Annotated in this window: 19 protein-coding genes; 6 read left to right on the forward strand and 13 right to left on the reverse strand. The window is 42.1% G+C overall.

Translation table 11 applies throughout. From position 1 onward, the window contains the following. Positions 1-4: 4 nt before the first annotated feature. Positions 5-1,573, reverse strand: coding sequence for a DNA repair protein RadA (gene radA, locus H6G77_RS09285; RefSeq protein ID WP_190591247.1), 1,569 nt, complete (start codon positions 1,571-1,573; stop codon positions 5-7). A gap of 176 nt (positions 1,574-1,749) precedes the next feature. On the opposite strand from radA, the gene rpaB reads away from it, so the two are divergent. From rpaB to H6G77_RS09300, 3 genes are all read left to right on the forward strand, one after another. After that, on the forward strand, positions 1,750-2,478 hold the full coding sequence (rpaB, locus tag H6G77_RS09290) for a response regulator transcription factor RpaB (RefSeq protein ID WP_010997963.1): 729 nt from the start codon (positions 1,750-1,752) through the stop codon (positions 2,476-2,478). Positions 2,479-2,600: 122 nt separating this feature from the next. Further along, the gene (locus tag H6G77_RS09295; protein WP_190871404.1) at positions 2,601-3,260 is read left to right on the forward strand and encodes a cofactor assembly of complex C subunit B; all 660 of its coding nucleotides are present in this window, start codon (positions 2,601-2,603) and stop codon (positions 3,258-3,260) included. Between the two features lie 13 nt (positions 3,261-3,273). Beyond that, positions 3,274-3,792 carry a DUF456 domain-containing protein gene (locus H6G77_RS09300; protein ID WP_190871405.1) on the forward strand — a complete coding sequence of 173 codons (519 nt, stop codon included), beginning with the start codon at positions 3,274-3,276 and terminating at the stop codon, positions 3,790-3,792. 1 nt (position 3,793) lies between these two features. Here the strand turns inward: H6G77_RS09300 and H6G77_RS09305 are convergent, their stop codons facing one another. The 11 genes from H6G77_RS09305 to H6G77_RS09350 all read right to left on the reverse strand — a co-directional run bounded on the left by H6G77_RS09305 (position 3,794) and on the right by H6G77_RS09350 (position 14,907). Then, positions 3,794-4,039 carry a DUF6887 family protein gene (locus H6G77_RS09305; protein ID WP_190871406.1) on the reverse strand — a complete coding sequence of 82 codons (246 nt, stop codon included), beginning with the start codon at positions 4,037-4,039 and terminating at the stop codon, positions 3,794-3,796. Next, positions 4,023-4,244, reverse strand: a complete 222-nt coding sequence (locus tag H6G77_RS36575) for a DUF6888 family protein (RefSeq protein ID WP_396020671.1) — start codon at positions 4,242-4,244, stop codon at positions 4,023-4,025. Before H6G77_RS36575 ends, H6G77_RS09305 begins: the two co-directional genes overlap by 17 nt. A gap of 75 nt (positions 4,245-4,319) precedes the next feature. Continuing rightward, positions 4,320-4,985 carry a phycobilisome degradation protein NblB gene (gene nblB / locus H6G77_RS09310; protein ID WP_190871407.1) on the reverse strand — a complete coding sequence of 222 codons (666 nt, stop codon included), beginning with the start codon at positions 4,983-4,985 and terminating at the stop codon, positions 4,320-4,322. Positions 4,986-5,105: 120 nt separating this feature from the next. After that, a complete protein-coding gene (locus tag H6G77_RS09315) occupies positions 5,106-5,564 on the reverse strand; it encodes a CBS domain-containing protein (protein ID WP_190591315.1) in 459 nt (152 codons plus the stop codon). Between the two features lie 187 nt (positions 5,565-5,751). Continuing rightward, the gene (locus H6G77_RS09320; protein WP_190871408.1) at positions 5,752-6,534 is read right to left on the reverse strand and encodes a DUF4058 family protein; all 783 of its coding nucleotides are present in this window, start codon (positions 6,532-6,534) and stop codon (positions 5,752-5,754) included. A 96-nt stretch (positions 6,535-6,630) separates the two neighbouring features. Continuing rightward, complete coding sequence (mutT, locus tag H6G77_RS09325; protein WP_190871409.1) at positions 6,631-7,053, reverse strand: 8-oxo-dGTP diphosphatase MutT; 423 nt, start codon at positions 7,051-7,053, stop codon at positions 6,631-6,633. A gap of 370 nt (positions 7,054-7,423) precedes the next feature. Beyond that, entirely contained in the window at positions 7,424-7,768 is a 345-nt protein-coding gene (locus tag H6G77_RS09330; protein WP_190591240.1) for a DUF760 domain-containing protein, read from the reverse strand. 385 nt (positions 7,769-8,153) lie between these two features. Next, positions 8,154-9,155, reverse strand: a complete 1,002-nt coding sequence (locus tag H6G77_RS09335) for an RNA polymerase sigma factor, RpoD/SigA family (protein WP_190591239.1) — start codon at positions 9,153-9,155, stop codon at positions 8,154-8,156. A 714-nt stretch (positions 9,156-9,869) separates the two neighbouring features. Next, positions 9,870-13,157 carry a carbamoyl-phosphate synthase large subunit gene (carB, locus tag H6G77_RS09340; protein ID WP_190591238.1) on the reverse strand — a complete coding sequence of 1,096 codons (3,288 nt, stop codon included), beginning with the start codon at positions 13,155-13,157 and terminating at the stop codon, positions 9,870-9,872. 588 nt (positions 13,158-13,745) lie between these two features. Beyond that, entirely contained in the window at positions 13,746-14,300 is a 555-nt protein-coding gene (locus H6G77_RS09345; RefSeq protein WP_190591237.1) for a Dps family protein, read from the reverse strand. A 445-nt stretch (positions 14,301-14,745) separates the two neighbouring features. Beyond that, positions 14,746-14,907, reverse strand: coding sequence for a hypothetical protein (locus tag H6G77_RS09350; RefSeq protein WP_190871410.1), 162 nt, complete (start codon positions 14,905-14,907; stop codon positions 14,746-14,748). A 252-nt stretch (positions 14,908-15,159) separates the two neighbouring features. Between H6G77_RS09350 and H6G77_RS09355 the strand changes: the two genes are divergently transcribed. Both H6G77_RS09355 and H6G77_RS09360 read left to right on the forward strand, forming a co-directional pair. Next, on the forward strand, positions 15,160-15,414 hold the full coding sequence (locus H6G77_RS09355) for an Asr1405/Asl0597 family protein (protein WP_190591236.1): 255 nt from the start codon (positions 15,160-15,162) through the stop codon (positions 15,412-15,414). An 81-nt stretch (positions 15,415-15,495) separates the two neighbouring features. Further along, positions 15,496-16,167 (forward strand): (2Fe-2S) ferredoxin domain-containing protein, encoded by a 672-nt coding sequence (locus tag H6G77_RS09360; protein ID WP_190871411.1) that lies wholly within the window; start codon positions 15,496-15,498, stop codon positions 16,165-16,167. A 341-nt stretch (positions 16,168-16,508) separates the two neighbouring features. Here H6G77_RS09360 and H6G77_RS09365 read toward each other — a convergent pair whose 3' ends face one another. Continuing rightward, the gene (locus H6G77_RS09365) at positions 16,509-16,811 is read right to left on the reverse strand and encodes a DUF433 domain-containing protein (RefSeq protein WP_190871412.1); all 303 of its coding nucleotides are present in this window, start codon (positions 16,809-16,811) and stop codon (positions 16,509-16,511) included. Between the two features lie 252 nt (positions 16,812-17,063). On the opposite strand from H6G77_RS09365, the gene H6G77_RS09370 reads away from it, so the two are divergent. Further along, a complete protein-coding gene (locus H6G77_RS09370; protein WP_190871450.1) occupies positions 17,064-17,279 on the forward strand; it encodes a helix-turn-helix domain-containing protein in 216 nt (71 codons plus the stop codon). The last annotated feature ends 14 nt before the right edge of the window (positions 17,280-17,293 follow it).

A 17,293-nucleotide genomic window follows, 5' to 3' on the forward strand; every position in this document is an offset into this window, starting at 1 on the left:
TTACCTATTCGTCATCGTCGGGATCGAAATCGCTATCTTCTAGTGTTTGATGGGGGATGGCGGCGATAATTGCATCAATTACTTTGGATACTGGTAAGATTTCTAGATTAAGGTCAGGAAATTTTGTGCCTTTCGGGACGATCGCTCTTTTAAATCCCAATTTAGCTGCTTCTTTTAACCGCAGTTCCATTTGGGAAACGGCGCGGACTTGTCCACCCAAGCCGACTTCCCCAATCAAAACTGTACCAGGGTCAACAATGCGATCGCGGAAACTGGCAACAATCGCGATCGCAACTCCTAAATCTACGGCTGGTTCTACTACACTCAATCCACCCGCCGAAGCAACATAAGAATCTAATTTAGACATAGGAATCCCCACACGTTTTTCTAAGACGGCGAGAATTTGGACTAAGCGGTTGTAGTCTACTCCAGTTCCAGCGCGTCGGGGTGAGGGGTAACTTGTCGGACTAACCAAGGCTTGTAATTCCACCACAATCGGGCGTGTACCTTCACAAGCCACCACAATTGCTGTCCCAGGTGCGGGATCATCACGATTGCCTAAAAATAACTCTGAAGGGTTAGAAACTTCTCGCAGTCCGTGTTCTACCATTTCAAAGATACCGATTTCGTGGGTGGCCCCGAAGCGGTTTTTCACGGTTCTTAATAAGCGGTGGGAGGCAAAGCGATCGCCTTCAAAGTACAATACTGTATCTACTAAGTGTTCTAAAACTTTCGGCCCGGCGATCGCACCTTCTTTGGTGACGTGTCCCACAATTAACATCGTAATATCTTCATGCTTCGCCACTTTCATCAAAGCGGCGGTACATTCCCTTACCTGGGCTACCGAACCAGGTGCAGATGTCAAAGCCGGAAAAAACACCGTTTGAATACTATCAATTACCGCTACATTCGGTCTGAGGGAATCTATTTCCCGTAAAATCTCTTCTAAATCAGTTTCTGGTAATACATACAAGTCTGCACTCATGCCTTCTGGTGTTTCTGCTTCTAATGCTTCGGTAGTAGCGGATGTTTCTGATGCTTCTGTATTTTCCTGAGACTCAGTTTGTTTATCATTAGCATCCCCAACTACATTCATCGGTTTAGACACACCCAAACGCAAAGCCCGCAATTTGACTTGTTGTCCTGATTCTTCCCCAGAAACATAAAGAATACGATATCTCTGCGCCAGTTGATTGGATACTTGCAACAATAATGTCGATTTCCCAATTCCCGGATCACCACCAATTAACACCATTGAACCGGGAACAACGCCACCACCCAAGACTCGATCTAATTCTCCATAGCCAGATTCCCAGCGCGTGACTTGGCGATCGCTAATTTGATCAAAAGTCAGTGAAGCTCGCGGTTTTGCTGGTTTAGCATTAGGCTTACCATTATTTTGCTCTTTGTGCCAACTGCTGACTCCGCCTCTTGTGGGGACATCCACAGAAGATTGAATCGCAAATTGTTCTTCTAAAGAATTGTAGGTTCCGCAATTAGGACATTTACCAAACCACTGGGGAGATTCTGCACCACATTCGTTACAAATGTAAAAGGTTTTAGGCTTAGGCATTCTTAAATCTTAATTAAGTTAATTATTCTTAATTTTTTCTTAATTCTTACAGAAATCTAAAGTCAAACAAAACTGGGTTCTACCGCATTTTTCAAATCAATTGTGGGAATGATATCTTAATATTATGGTATTAAAAATTAATCATGAAAAATTTTAGTTAAGGAGAATTGAGAAACTTGGAAAGTCATAAAGAAAAAATTCTGGTGGTAGACGATGAAGCCAGCATTCGTCGGATTTTAGAAACGCGCCTTTCGATGATTGGCTACGATGTGGTGACGGCTGGCGACGGTGAAGAAGCGTTGGACACTTTTCGCAAATCTGATCCTGATTTAGTAGTGTTGGATGTGATGATGCCAAAGCTGGATGGCTACGGCGTGTGTCAAGAATTACGTAAGGAATCAGATGTCCCTATCATTATGCTAACAGCCTTGGGGGACGTTGCCGATCGCATCACAGGTTTAGAATTAGGTGCTGATGACTACGTAGTTAAACCATTCTCCCCCAAAGAACTAGAAGCGCGGATTCGCTCAGTCTTGCGCCGTGTCGATAAAACAGGTGCGTCGGGTATCCCCAGTTCGGGTGTAATTCACGTAGGGAATATCAAAATCGATACCAACAAACGCCAAGTCTACAAAGGCGATGAACGCATTCGCTTGACAGGAATGGAATTCAGTTTACTAGAATTGCTAGTTAGTCGTTCTGGCGAAGCCTTCTCTCGTTCCGAAATTTTGCAAGAAGTTTGGGGATACACACCAGAACGCCATGTAGATACGCGGGTAGTAGATGTGCATATATCTCGGTTACGAGCAAAATTAGAAGACGATCCCAGTAACCCAGAACTAATCCTGACTGCACGCGGTACAGGTTATCTGTTTCAACGCATAATTGAACCTGGAGAAGAGTAAAGGAAAGTATGAAGTGTGAAGTATGAAATCTTATCGTTCATTACTCAGCACTCAGCGAGAAGTTGCGTGCGCGGGTTCCCCGCGTTGAGCAAACTTCGGTGACTCAGCACTCAGCACTTAAGATGACTAAACCTGATGATCCCAATCGAGTTCTGCGCCGTTTACCCCTAGTTGTTGGTGGGTTAGGCGCTATACTTTTGCTGATTAACCGTTTATTAACACCAGAACTTACAGAATCCCAATCCCGTGGCGATGTGTTGGGTGTAATTTTAAGTGCTGTGTTAATTTTAACGGGGTTAATTTGGCAGCAAGTACAGCCGCGATCGCCTGAAGTTGTGAAACTGATTGGGGAAGAAGGTTTTATCCTGTCAGAAGACTTACCAGAAGCCGTGAAAACAGAACTAGCCTGGGCATCTCACTTGATATTAACGAATACCGTCACGCGATCGCTGGTAGTTGTATATCAAGGCAAAGTTTTGTTACGTCGCGGTATTCTGGGTTCTAAAACAGAAGTCGTACCAGGGCCAATTTTCAACCGGGTTATCGAAAAACAACAGCCAGTTTATTTAGTAGCTTTAAACCTCTACCCCGGCAGAATAGAATTTGATTACTTACCCGAAAATACTCAAGGAGTAATTTGTCAACCAATTAGCAATCAAGGTGCGATGATTTTAGGAGCCAATGCACCCAGAAGTTACACCAAACAAGATGAAAATTGGATTGCTGGCATTGCTGATAAATTAGCCGTAACTCTCCAACAAATCAGCGTTGATGCTTCATAATTAAAAATTACTTATGCAAATTATTTATTGGTTACTAATTGCCTTAATGGTTGTGGGAATTATTGGTGCTGTAGTGCCAGCAATTCCTGGTAGCAGCTTAATTTTAACCGCAATTATTATTTGGGGAATTGTTAGCGGTTCTTTTGCAGCGATTAAGATACCGTTAATAGTTACAATAATTGTTTTGCTATTAAGTGTAGGCGTTGATTTTTTAGCCAGTTATATCGGCGCAAAACAAGCAGGTGCTAGTAAATGGGGACAAATTGGCGCAGTTGTAGGGTTAGTATTAGGAATTTTGGGATTCTTACCAGCTTTACCCTTTGGCGGGCCGTTACTCGGAATGTTACTGGGGCCACTATTAGGTGCAATTGTCGGTGAATTTATTTACCGCCGAGAATTATGGCCAGCAGTGAAAGCAGGTATTGGAATTGTCGTCGGTACATTAGTCGGAAATTTGATTCAAGGTTTATTAGCAGTTGCAGCAGTTGCAGTTTTTATGGTGACAACTTGGCCGCAAGTATTTGGTGGATAAGCTAACTTTGAGAATCTTGTTTTCTTTTCTCTGCTTGTTCAATACGTTGTCTAAGTGCTTCTTCCGCTATCCGAATATTCTCTTCAATTGGCGTACCATCTTCAGCAAACATTGGCCCGTACCATGTCGCTTCCGAGTCTGGAGTACGACGACTATACAGTACACGCAAAGGCTCTACATCCTCACGATGTGCCAGCGCATAAGCTATCAATTCTTTGTTAGTCATAGCTTCAAAATTCGGACGCATTGAAAAACCTCCAATTTCCATCAGGGGGTACAATGATTTGAATTTCCTCATTCACAAAAATAAACACTATTTTGGTTTGGTCATCAAAGCGGAATAACTCTATACTGCGATAGGTGTTTGATAACATTTGGCAGACACGCACACAGGCTTGCGCTTGCTCGTTTGTGGGATTTATTGTTTGTTCCTCAATTGTGACACAAAGAATCTTAAGACTTTTCTGATGTGGAGAGCGATCGCACCTGCAACTCACAACGGTGCGATCGCCTAAATTAACGAATCACTAAAAAGTCTGCAAAGATTTCTGTGCTTCTGTGGCGACTGCTTCGACTTGATCATTCACCATAGTTTCCAATATCGCTTTGGCTTCTGCGCCACCCAGTCTGGCTAAAGCTTGGGCGACTCTATAACGCATTTGCCAATCGGGATTAGTAGAGTATGGTGCTAATAAAGGAATTGCGGCGGTATTTCCTAAATCACCAAAGGAACTAATCGCAGCAGTTTGGACTAATTCGTTCTCGGATGACAGAGCTTCTTGGAGTAAGTCAAAAGAACGCGGATCACCTAATTCGCCTAATGCCGCAATGATGCTGAATTGAACTAGCCACTCATTAGTAGAGTGGTAAAGGTGCTGTAAATCTACAAAAGCATCGTGTAATTTGAGCGCACCTAAACAATCGGCGGCGGCGGCTTGCACATCGGCTTCGGGGTCATTGATCAAGCGATCGCGTAAAATATCCAAAGACAATTGCAAATCCTGTGTACCGAGTGTATCCATCTGACTCACGGCTGAGTAACGCACTCTTGAGTTGCTATCACCTATAGCAATCTGCACAAGTTCTAAACCAACTGCGGGTTCTAAGTCGCGGATTTGATTGACAGCACGCAGGCGATCGCCCAAATCTTCAGAACTGAGCATTTGTCTTACCGACTCAGGAGTAATACTCATTTAATGATCCTAACTTCTAAAATGTTTTAAAAAATCTCCATAGTTAATCGTCAAATGTCCATAGTCAATAGTCAAGAAACTCCTAACTAATGACAAAGGACTAATGACTAATGACCATGATTAACTTGCTGCCATTGCCCGAATCACATCACCACGGGTAAGAATGCCAACAACTTGACCTTGGCTATCTAATACAGGTAAGCGATGCACATTGCGATCGTGCATCATTTGTGCTGCTTCTTTTAAGGTTTTGTTGGGGGAAATAGTGACCGGATGTTTACTCATCACTTCTCCCACGGTTTGCCCTAACGCTTTATGTAAATCGCGATCGTAAGTGGCAGGATTTTTTAAATAAATCACACTATCCAAAAACATAATGTAGGCAGGCGGAGTTACACCAGTTTCTTGCCACATCAAGTCAGTTTCCGAGATAATCCCCACCAGTTGACCGACATCATCCACCACAGGCAGCCCACTGATGCGTTTCTCTGCCAAAATTTGAATAGCTTCCTTTAGAGGAGTTTCCGGCCGAACAACAATCGGGTTGCGGCTCATTACGTCGTCAACATTTCTAGACATTTGCTTGCTGACACCATTTTTTACAGTCTCTGGCATTATTGTAGAAAATTGCCGGGATGAACTGAATTGAATTAATAGATTGTTACTTGTGGACAATGTTATGGCAGAAGGCAGTGGTTCGACTGCGCTCACCAAACGGAGGTAGGAAGTAGGGAATGGGGAGTAGTTTTTTTGTCATTTGCTCATTTCACCTTAAACCTTGTTGACGCAGCAGTTCACTTAGCCAAGCTGTATCTGTGACTGATAGTACAGGTATGGGGTCACGAGTGTAATCAATTCTCAAGTCATAACTACCTTGGTCATAAATATCATTGATGACCTTTTGGAGATTTAAGAATGGTTCTTGGTCTTCTGGGTGCAAAGGTAAGGCAAACTGAGGAATAGTATCTTTGAGATTAAAACCATAGAGTTCTGCTTTGGGGCGGACTTCGCTGCGGCTAACTAAAATTCGATAATCGCTTTCTATGGTTTTACCCAAAATCGGCATTGGTTTTCCCTGACGGAGTAAATCAATTTCAACCAAATGAGTAGAACTGCCTAAGACTGTTTGACGTTTTGTTTCATATTGCAAGCGACCCATCACAGATTGCTTATTCTTAGGGGATAGAACTTCAATGGCTGTAACAACTTCATTGGTTTGTACTGCCCGAATTTCTAAATAACCTTCTGTTATGACTTCTGGCAAAGGAATTGTTACTTCTATTGGCTCAACATTGGGAGTAACAAGGGCGATATTATTAGGTTGATTGATGTTAGTCCTCGCTCGTTGCACTGATACATCAGGAACACCAATTAATAAAGATTCCTCACCGCTACTTTGATAAACACGCTCTTCAATCGCCACAATATATTTTGGTCGAATTTGTGGTGATAAATCATTAGCGATCGCAGTTATTAAGCGATGATGAATCCCAGACCATAATGCTGGATGCTCTAGATAGGGATTCATCCCAGGAAATGGAGAAGGCATAAGTAAGTAAAAAGTTAAAAGTCAAAAGTTAAAAGACTGCTTTACTCAGACTTTGTTGGGTTACGCTATCGCTACTATTCTCTTAACTGAACTGCTTTACTCAGCACTCAGAACTTTATACTCAGCACTTTTTAAAGCGGCGATAATTTGACCATTAGCTTCGGGAAAAGCATAATTTTCTAATTCATCTAAGCTGACCCAGCGAACTTCCTCACATTCTAGCGGTTGGGGAATACCTGATAACAGGTGACAGTGATGCACTGTTAAAGTTACACGCAATTGGGTATAAGTATGGTCGATGGTGATGAGATGGTCTTTGACTACAATTTCTATACCTAATTCTTCGGCTATTTCTCGCCGGATACATTCTTCTATGGTTTCTCCTGGTTCAATTTTGCCCCCAGGAAATTCCCATAAACCACCCATTGCACCTTGCTGACGACGACGGTCAATTAAAACTTGCTGCTGGTCATTCCAAATGACGGCGACACCAATAATTTTATGTGGAATAGAAGTCATATCAATTTTAGATTTTAGATTACAGATTTAGCTTGATCAAAAAGTGTTCCTAACAGAGCAGTGGCAAGCGAGACAGGAAGCCTACAGTGTACCGAAGGTCGCTGTAGGTACTTCACTGATTTATCTAATCAACTGGAGTGGTCAGATCCCCGACTTCTTGAAGAAGTCGGGGATCTCGCAGACTGATCAAAAAACTCGGCAGGATAATTTTGAATCTGCCGAGTTTATATGATTGATAGTCAAATTTCTTGTAATTGCTTAAATATTGTCGCAGAAGTCGCCCAAAGCTACAAGTTTTGATTTCAGACCTATTGATTAATCTATTCTGAGAAATCTAATGTCTAAACATCTTCTTCCCTTGTCTCTCTTCCTATTCTTGATTATCGGTTTCTGTACCTTGTAGCGCCATTTCAAAGTCCATACGTTGTTCAGCGTTACGCAGGAAATAACCACTAATCATTGCGGAGGCCAGCAAACGACCAAGACTTTCCCGGCTGGTTGTAATGGTCATATTAAAGTGTTCTGGTGGTAAGTTACCTAACAACCCCACAATGTTGCGTTCCATGACTTGGAAGACTTCGGGAGATGTTGGTTTAGATAAATGGCTTACTGTTTCGGGACTTAAAGATTTAACATATTGCCACAGTAAGTTACTGGTTTCTGATGCGTCGCTGGGGAAAAATTCTTCTGAGACTCGATTAGATTGGTTACTCACGTTTAACCTCCTGTACTACTGTTGCTGGTGGCTATGTTTGCAACTGAGATAAGATGTGCCTGTCTTATATTTAACGATCGCTGCCCTTTTATTGTTCCTGTTAAATAATTTAACAGGCACATTCTCATATAGAAGTCGGTGTAACCGTACCAAAACCGGAGTATTTTCTCGCCTAATAGTTATTTAGTCATTGGTTATTGGTCATTTGTGAACTACTTAGGACTTACGCAAAAAAACGAGAAAATAAGGTTTTAGAACAGGGTGCAGGGGTATGAGGGTATAAGGGTGTAAGTATTCAAAACCCTTTCACCCTCACACCCAATCCCCACAGAAAATTTTGATGCGTAAGTCCTGCTACTAATAACCAAGGACAAATGACAAAGAACTAACTCGCCAAATACTCATTCATGGTGGCTTTGGATTTGCGGAGTTTGTTTAAGGCTTCCCGTTCAATTTGGCGGACTCGTTCACGGCTGATGTTTAAGATTTCACCGATTCTGGCCAAGGTTAAGGCTTGACCGTCAATCAACCCAAAGCGCAAGGTGATGACTTCTCGCTGTTGGGGGGTGAGTTCCGCCATGACTCGTTCTAAATCCGATGAGAGGGAGGTTTGCATAACAAACTCTTCGGGAGAAGCACCAGGATCTTCTAGCATTTCTCCAAGTTCAGTGTCGTAGTTGTCTCCCAAGCGCAAATCTAAGGAAAGGGGTAAACGGGCTTTTTCGAGGTATTCTCTGACTTGTTTGGGAGTTAGGTCTAGTTCTTGGGCTAATTCGCCGACTGAAGGGGCGCGTCCGAGTTTTTGCGATAACTGACGCTGGGCTTTTTTGATTTTATTGAGTTTTTCGGTGATGTGAATGGGTAGGCGAATGGTACGGGCTTTTTCGGCGATCGCCCGCGTAATTGCTTGGCGAATCCACCAGTAAGCATAGGTAGAAAACCGATAACCTTTGGTGGGGTCAAATTTTTCTACACCCCGTTGCATTCCAATGCTACCTTCTTGGATCAGGTCAAGTAGGTCTACATTGCGCTTGATGTATTTCTTGGCGACAGATACGACTAAGCGCAAATTGGCTTCGACCATTTTACGTTTCGCAATTTCACCCTCGGCGATCGCTTTGTTCAATTCGGTTGTATCTAGCTTGGCTTCCTTCGCCCATTCTTCTAATGTGGGTTCATGACCTAACTTGCCAGCTAAAGATTCTCGAAGTTCTTGTAAAGCAGTTGAACGCTGCACCTGTTTACCGTAGCGAATTTCTTCTTCATGGGTTAACAGGGGTACACGGCCAATCTCACGCAGATAAGTCCGCACGAGGTCTGTAGCTGTCGGGGCCGTCTTGACGGCGCTACTGATTGGTGATGTTGGGGGGTTGATTGCTGTAGTCATTCAACTAACTAGTAGATAACTGATAAATAGATGTTTGTTGAGGTGCTGCCCAATTGACTTGGGAACACATGATATGGTTTACGATTTACGCTTCCGTTACGGGCGGCAGATTTTATTAATCAAATTAGGCTATTAACTGCTAGACGTTACAGTTTTTTCTGAGATTGTACAAGTATCTACGGATAGATAAGAGTAGCTAGAACAACACCTTACATCTTTAAACTTTGTTAATAATTGTAACATTTATTAAAAAGATTGCAAAGCCCCACAGGCTGAAAACGATTGAATTTGAGAATGATTGTAATAGCCTCAACACAGTGGTTGATCGAGCTTTATCCCTCGTACAGCAACAATGAGAACCATAGACTGTGGTCAATAGGTAGGCAAAAATTATGAATTTGTGGTTTTGGGCTGAGACTCCTATCAATCAATTGTTTGGCAAGTATTTGGAATGAGTATAATTGCTTGAGATGGGATGAGGGCGATCGCACTTGCCAGTTAATAAAAATTCGCAGAGAGAAAAATTAGTTTACTCATATTTGTTAAAATATCTCAATATGAACCATAAGGTTTCTTCTATAATAATTACTTAATTTTCCTTGTAAATACTGCTTAAAGCAGATTCATGAAAAAAGGGTAGGAGACAAGTGAAATCTTTACACTGCCTCCAAACCCCTCATACTCCAGTTAAATTAAGTGCCACGCCGGGCAGAATTACGGCTCTCGCTTCATACAATATTCTTGGATGCCTTTTACGTCTAAAGTCGTATTTTGCAGAGAACGGATAGCGGCGACGGTGGCTTTGGCACCAGCAATGGTAGTAATAATCGGGATTTTGTAGGCTAAGGCTGTGCGGCGGATGAGTTTAGCATCGGTTTGCGCTTCTTCACCAGAAGGTGTGTTGATGATGAGTTGTATTCTCTGGTTTTTAATTGCATCCAGGACGTGGGGACGGCCTTCGTGGAGTTTCAGCACCAATTCAACCTTTAAGTTATTTTCTTGAAGTACTTGGCGTGTGCCGAAAGTCGCCATCACAGTAAAGCCTAGGTCAATAAACTCCTTGACTACGGGAACGGCTAAGGCTTTGTCGCGATCGCTCATGGACACAAATACAGTACCAGTTAGGGGTAAACGCTCACCAGCAGCTAATTCTGCCTTGGCAAAGGCGCGGCCAAAGTCGCTGTCGATGCCCATCACCTCACCAGTCGAGCGCATCTCCGGGCCTAATATTGTATCTGTACCAGGAAATTTATTAAAGGGTAAAACTGCTTCTTTGACGGCAATATGTGAAGGTATGACTTCTTCTGTAAAGTTTAACTCCTCCAGAGTTTTACCCGACATAATTAATGATGCCAGTTTTGCCAACTGCACACCTGTAGCTTTAGAAACAAAAGGTACAGTCCGGGAAGCGCGGGGGTTAGCTTCGAGAATGTAGATTTGGGGAGAGTAGGAACCAGCACCCACCACCGCAAACTGAATATTCATCAACCCCACCACCGAAAGTGCTTGCGCTAGTTGCACAGTCCAAGAACGAATTTGATTGAGAACGGCGGGGGGGAGAGAAATTGAAGGTAAAGAACAAGCAGAGTCGCCAGAGTGGATTCCGGCTTGTTCGATGTGTTCCATGATGCCACCAATCACCACCCGTCCGGTATGATCAGCGATCGCATCTACATCGACTTCGATGGCATTTTCTAAGAACTTATCAATTAAGATGGGATGTTCTGGTTCTACTTGTACCGCAAAGGTCATGTAGCGTTCCAGTTCTGTATCAGAGTAGACAATTTCCATTGCTCGTCCACCCAACACATAGCTAGGACGCACCACCACCGGATAACCAATGCGTCTAGCCACAATCAACGCATCTTCATAACTCCGCGCAATTCCATTTGGTGGTTGAGCGATATTTAATTGCTGGAGAATCTTCTCAAACCGTTCTCTATCTTCGGCTGTGTCGATAGAATCGGGGGATGTACCCCAAATTTTGGGGATTGGGGAGTGGGGAGTGGGGAGTTGGGAAGCATCTACTCCCTGCAAATACTTTTGCAGAGGTAGTGCTAATTTCAGAGGTGTTTGTCCGCCGAATTGGACAATGATTCCCACGGGGTTTTCGGCTTCGATGATGTTGAGAACATCTTCTTTGGTTAATGGCTCAAAGTAAAGGCGATCGCTAGTATCGTAATCAGTAGAAACTGTCTCTGGGTTAGAGTTGACCATGATGGTTTCATAGCCTGCACCTTTTAAAGCATAAGCAGCGTGACAGCAACAATAGTCAAACTCAATTCCTTGACCGATACGGTTCGGGCCGCCACCCAAAATCATCACCTTGGGTTTCTCGGAAGGTAAAACTTCGGTTTCTTCTTCGTAGGTGGAATAATAGTAAGGGGTAAACGCTTCAAACTCAGCCGCGCAAGTATCAACAGTTTTATAAACTGGTATGACTCCCAACTCTTGACGGTATGCCCTAACTTCATCTTCTGTGGTTTTGGTGGCGAAAGCAATTTGGCGATCGCTATAACCTTCCCGCTTGACAGCATACATTTGTTCTTTTGTCAATTGCTTTAACGGGGTGCGCTTGATAAATTTTTCAGTTTCCAACAACTGCTGCATTTTATCTAAAAACCAAGGGTCAATCCCTGTAAGTTCATAGATTTCCTCAATAGTTAGCCCTACTTGCATAGCGTGACGCACAGCAAAAATGCGATCGGGATTCGGTGTCCGCAACAAAGCGCGGATTTGTTCGCCACTGGGTAACTTTTCGGCTTTGTCACAACCCCATCCCGCGCGTCCGGTTTCTAAAGAACGCAGCGCCTTTTGGAAAGATTCGTTAAAGGTGCGCCCTATCGCCATCGCTTCCCCGACTGATTTCATCTGTGTGGTTAGCACTGGTTCCGAACCGGGGAATTTTTCAAAGGCGAAGCGGGGAATTTTGGTAACTACATAATCTATTGTCGGTTCAAAGGAGGCGGGGGTTTTTTTGGTGATGTCGTTTTTAATTTCGTCTAAGGTGTAACCAACGGCTAACTTCGCCGCCATTTTGGCTATCGGGAAACCTGTAGCTTTAGAAGCCAACGCCGAACTGCGAGATACACGGGGGTTCATTTCAATTACCACCACATCCCCAGTCACTGGGTTAACAGCGAACTGAATATTAGAACCGCCAGTTTCTACCCCAATCTCGCGGATGATTTTAATCGACATATCCCGCAACCGTTGATATTCCTTGTCGGTGAGGGTTTGGGCGGGTGCAACGGTGATGGAGTCACCTGTATGAATCCCCATCGGGTCGAGGTTTTCGATAGAACAGATAATCACCACGTTATCTGCCAAATCGCGCATTACTTCTAATTCATATTCTTTCCAGCCGAGGAGGGATTGGTCAATGAGAATTTGCGATACCGGACTCGCATCAATCCCCACCTGTGCCATTTCTTCAAATTCTTCTTGGTTGTAGGCAATACCACCACCAGTCCCCCCCATTGTAAAGGCAGGACGGATAATTAGGGGATAACTGCCAATTTTACGAGCGATCGCTTTGGATTCTTCTAAAGATGAGGCTGTACCACTGGGGCATACTTTCACACCGATTTTCGCCATCGCCTCATTAAATAGCTTCCGGTCTTCCGCTTTTTCGATCGCGTCTAACTTTGCCCCAATTAATTCCACATTATATTGATCTAAGACACCGTTTTTAGCTAAGGCAACGGCGAGGTTGAGGGCAGTTTGTCCCCCCATTGTTGGGAGTAAAGCATCTGGACGTTCTTTAGCGATGACTTTAGCGACTAATTCTGGTGTTAACGGCTCAATATAAGTGCGATCGGCCGTTTCCGGGTCAGTCATAATTGTGGCAGGATTGGAATTGACCAACACCACCTCATAGCCTTCTTCTCGTAATGCTTTACAGGCTTGGGTTCCAGAGTAGTCAAATTCACAGGCTTGCCCAATCACAATTGGGCCAGATCCTAACAGTAGTATTTTTTTCAGGTCTTGACGGCGGGGCATAGTCTTGGGGTTGGAGTAAGAAAATACAAATCCTGATTATTTTAAGGGTCTTTGCCCTCAGTCATCTTGTTTATTATCAAGTTTTCCGGGTTAAATCTTCGCCGCTAGAGAAAAGAAAGTAAGAAAACCAGGATATACAGAGAACAAATGAGTATCGACGAATGACTATTGATGAATATATCTCTTTTACTATCTTATGTATCTTACTTGTCTTGACTAACGCGGTATCCCGTTTTTCTGTGTTGACAGTTTTAACTAATTCTCAAAAAGTAAATTCGCAATTACCCGCAAATAATTTTTATCTAAACTGCTACATACTCTAATTATTTAAGTATAATTTTCCGGCTGATATAAATATTTAACAAGACACACAATATTTCTTAAATAAAAGTATTTATCATTTACTTAATTGCCAATAATTTTTAATATCTAACCAAAGAATTATTTTTTCTTGTGATTTTTTGTGTATCTGAATAAAAAATGACAGAGATACTGATTGCCTCTCTGTCATTTTTTACCTTCTCTTAATATTCTGTACTATGAGATTTTGCTGCAACCATATAAAGACTGAACTAGATAATGAGATTTCTAGTTTTGAGCAGGTTGAACAAAACCCAAAGTTAAGCTGTCTTTTGCCAAGAAATGAGCTAAATGATAAGCTCTTTCTTCAGTCTTCAACAGAATTTTTTCGTATAGATAGCGTGTACCACGGTCGCCTAAACTCTCTGCCTGTGCGGCTTGGCGGCGAATCACATTAATAATAGCTTGTTCGGCAGCTAGGTCATTTTCTACCATTTTCCGGGAAGAATATACACCATCAGATTCTTGCTCAAAACAAGTTAATTCTGCTAATTTGCTGAAAGACGCAGCCGGTACACCACCTAAACCGTTAAGTCTTTCGCCAATTTCATGAACATGGTCTTGGACTTCGTTGTAACTATCGTTAAAAAACTCATGCAAAGAGTAAAACTCTGCACCCTCTACAACAAAATGATGTTTTTGATACTGCAAGTAAAGTGCCTGAAAACTAGCTAAGACAACGTTTAGTCCTTCTGTAACTGGAGCCGTAACACTGCGGTCTAACAATACAGGGTTGTCATAAACTTGACCGAAATTTTGTACCAAAGTTTGTGTATCAGACATGGTTCTCCTCGCTATTTTTGCAGTTTATAGTTTTTAACCGCTTAGTTTTTACATATTAACATTCAGAAAATAAAAGCAAGTCCAAAGAATATCATAAATTTCTAAAATTTTTTGTGGCGATAATTGCAAATTTTTGCTTTTTAGCATATCAATCTTGAACTATTTCTTAAGGCTTATATCGAGAGATTGTAGAAATATTTACTAATAGGAGAAATTGCTAATTAAGAAATTCATGCAGTAAAGGAAACAAGAAAGACATTCAGGAAAAGGTAGAACTCAAAAGCCCAGAAGCAGAACTGAAGAGGGTTTGAGCCTAATTTCCCTGCACATTGTTCAGTCTTTCCCAGTAGCAACACTGAGTTAAAGCAGACTATTTACTATTGCTCTTACTTAATACCCAGTTGATTATGACTGGGTATCAATAAATAAGCTTTACGCACAAAGATTATCTGTAGAGATTGGGTGTAAGGGTGAAAGGGTTTAGGGCTTCGCCGTGAGCGTCAGCCGAACGGTGTAAGGATGCTAAAGAAATCTTTCCCCCCACCCTCCCCACACTTCCCACACCTCCCACCCTCCCCACACCTCCCACACCTCCCACCCTCCCCACTACGTAATTCCTAAAAGATTATTAAATTTTTACAAATTTTCCATCACGTCAAAGCTTGATGACATAAGGGTTTGAGCTAATTTTTAACCTCCAGTTAATGAGAAACTTTCATATTTTTACCTAAAAATAACTGAGAATTGTTCGCACTTAGGTTATTCTTATTTAAAGAAGCTGTGATCCCCAGATTGGCAAAATCGGGGAGCCAAGGCAGGCTAGTTACTGCAAATTCGTCGCGCTTTGAGGGTTCGTCTCTTGAAATCGTTTAGTTCCGGTTCAGAAATAGACCAAAAGTACGTAGTAGAAATTAATTGGGCAGACCGTTGGCAAGTCTATCAACGTCTAAATGAGCTAGATATTCCCTGTTTTTGTGAGGCTAACCAACCATTGCAAGTGGAAATTGCTCATCCTTTAGCAATGGTGCAGTTTTGGTGTGTGATGCAACGGTTTTTCGCTTGTCGCCCAGAACTAATTCAGATTCTTGAGAATAGCTGGCAAAGTCACTATTGAAATTCATAGCCAAAGACAGATGTCTGACAGCTATTACGTGGTTAGAACAAACTTAGTCGGTAAGAAATTAGGGTAAAAAATATGGGTATAATCTACAGTCAATCAATTACGGAATTTTGCTTAGAAGGCAGATTTATAGATTTTGTTATTAAAGATGGTTATAAGCTCAAAGGTTTAAATTTAGAGACTTCTGAGGGTGAATGCTATGTCAAGCTGGCGAAACCCTTGAGGGCTGCTTTTGATTGGCGCTTACCTAAAGGTACTTGGCTGCAAGTGGTTGGTACTAAAAAATATGATGAGAAAAAAAGAGAGTTTACACTCAAAGCTGAACGGGTAATGGCTGCGAGTGCTGATTTAGGTAGAGTTGCATTACAGGAACCGCCTGCGGATACTGCTGCTAAGGTTAAATCTGCAAAGACGAAGCAGACAATTTTAATGTGTCAAAAGTCAGACTGTTGGAAACGTGGCGGTAAAGCAGTTTGTCAAGCATTTGAGGCTGCATTGAGCGATCGCGGCCTAGAAGACCAAGTTACCATCAAAGGTACAGGCTGTATGAAAAACTGCAAAGCAGGCCCCAACTTAGTGATGCCTGATAAAACGCGCTATAACCGGATTCAACCTTATGAAGTTGCTTCCGTGATGGATAAGCACTTTGCACCACAGCCAGAAGATAAGCAAACTGAAAGTTCAGAATTACTACCAATAAATATATCTAATTTCAATAAAGTTTCTGCAAAATTTTCTGCCATTTAATGAGAAAATCATAAAGTTGGCAGATTAGTGTGTTTCCTTTAAACTTGGCTATAACTTTGACAAAGAAGATGCAAGAGTTATAGCTGGGTTATTTAATTTTTGGCGTTGCTGAATATGAGGATGAAAATTAAAAATTCAATCTCTCAAACTCTTATGCTCCGCGCCTCTGCGTCTCTGCGTGAGTTAACCTTCATCCCACTAATTAGCAACGCCAAGCTTTAATATTTTATTGGTTATAGCAGTCCTAAATCATTGGTGAAATTTCCTTTCTTTTCTTTCCTCTCTTTCTTTGTGTCCTTTGCGTTCTTTGCGGTTCGTTAAAAAGAATACTTTTTCACAACTCAGATAGGATTGCTATAGTTGTTAGATGACTCTTCAGGATAGGCGCTTAAAAAGACGAGCTTTTCAGTCGTGAGGTAAGCTTCAATTTCTTCTCGATTAGCATGATAATAAGTCAATGCAGCATATACTTGTGATAAAGTCAAGTTTCCCATTCTTTCAACTATTTCCTCAGCATTTAGCCCCATTTTGTACCAAGCTGCAACTCTTTGTACAGATACTCTGGTTCCTGCGATGTGAGGACGACCACCAAGTGTTCCTGGTGTGCGAACAATCAATTTACCAATGTCTGTAAAGGTTTGCATTCACTCAAGTCCTCTGTTTTAACCTTGATCATAAATCAACAGTTAGTGCGATCGCTCAAAGTAGAGACGTTGTATACAACGTCTCTACAGAATTTATAGAGTGCAGATTTCTATAGATGCTAAATAAACTCTCATTACGCCTGTAATACTACTCCTTAATTTACTGTATATATCGAAACTTGAAGTCTGACTTCGTTTTCATTGAAGTCAGACTTCGTTAATATTTAGTAACTATTATTACTAGGTTAATTTATAAGCAATCTCAGAACACGATTTGGGCGCAGGCTAAGACAAATCCGTAGATTGAAAAACTTAACTCAACAGCAACTGGCTGAAGCAACAGGGATTTCAGTTGAGTTTCTTAGCAATATTGAACGCGGTATTAATGCGCCGTCATTCGATACGCTTGAGAAATTAGTGGAAGTCCTCAACGTTTCTTATGTTGATCTGTTTGATTTTCAAGAGTAATTCTGTTTGATTTT

Origin of the sequence: Aulosira sp. FACHB-615 (genome assembly GCF_014698045.1) — a bacterium.
Lineage (GTDB): Bacteria > Cyanobacteriota > Cyanobacteriia > Cyanobacteriales > Nostocaceae > Nostoc_B.

Excerpts from the sequence above, each read along its gene's own strand:
- nblB (WP_190871407.1), bottom strand. The coding sequence starts at position 4,985 with ATGAGTATTACTCCTGAGTCGGTAAGACAAATGCTCAGTTCTGAAGAT.
- H6G77_RS09365 (WP_190871412.1), bottom strand. The coding sequence starts at position 16,811 with ATGCAAACCTTTACAGACATTGGTAAATTGATTGTTCGCACACCAGGA.
- H6G77_RS09335 (WP_190591239.1), bottom strand. The coding sequence starts at position 9,155 with ATGACTACAGCAATCAACCCCCCAACATCACCAATCAGTAGCGCCGTC.
- H6G77_RS09360 (WP_190871411.1), top strand. The coding sequence starts at position 15,496 with ATGGGTATAATCTACAGTCAATCAATTACGGAATTTTGCTTAGAAGGC.
- carB (WP_190591238.1), bottom strand. The coding sequence starts at position 13,157 with ATGCCCCGCCGTCAAGACCTGAAAAAAATACTACTGTTAGGATCTGGC.
- H6G77_RS09315 (WP_190591315.1), bottom strand. The coding sequence starts at position 5,564 with ATGTCTAGAAATGTTGACGACGTAATGAGCCGCAACCCGATTGTTGTT.
- radA (WP_190591247.1), bottom strand. The coding sequence starts at position 1,573 with ATGCCTAAGCCTAAAACCTTTTACATTTGTAACGAATGTGGTGCAGAA.
- H6G77_RS09305 (WP_190871406.1), bottom strand. The coding sequence starts at position 4,039 with ATGCGTCCGAATTTTGAAGCTATGACTAACAAAGAATTGATAGCTTAT.
- H6G77_RS09300 (WP_190871405.1), top strand. The coding sequence starts at position 3,274 with ATGCAAATTATTTATTGGTTACTAATTGCCTTAATGGTTGTGGGAATT.
- H6G77_RS09345 (WP_190591237.1), bottom strand. The coding sequence starts at position 14,300 with ATGTCTGATACACAAACTTTGGTACAAAATTTCGGTCAAGTTTATGAC.
- H6G77_RS09295 (WP_190871404.1), top strand. The coding sequence starts at position 2,601 with ATGACTAAACCTGATGATCCCAATCGAGTTCTGCGCCGTTTACCCCTA.
- H6G77_RS09320 (WP_190871408.1), bottom strand. The coding sequence starts at position 6,534 with ATGCCTTCTCCATTTCCTGGGATGAATCCCTATCTAGAGCATCCAGCA.
- mutT (WP_190871409.1), bottom strand. The coding sequence starts at position 7,053 with ATGACTTCTATTCCACATAAAATTATTGGTGTCGCCGTCATTTGGAAT.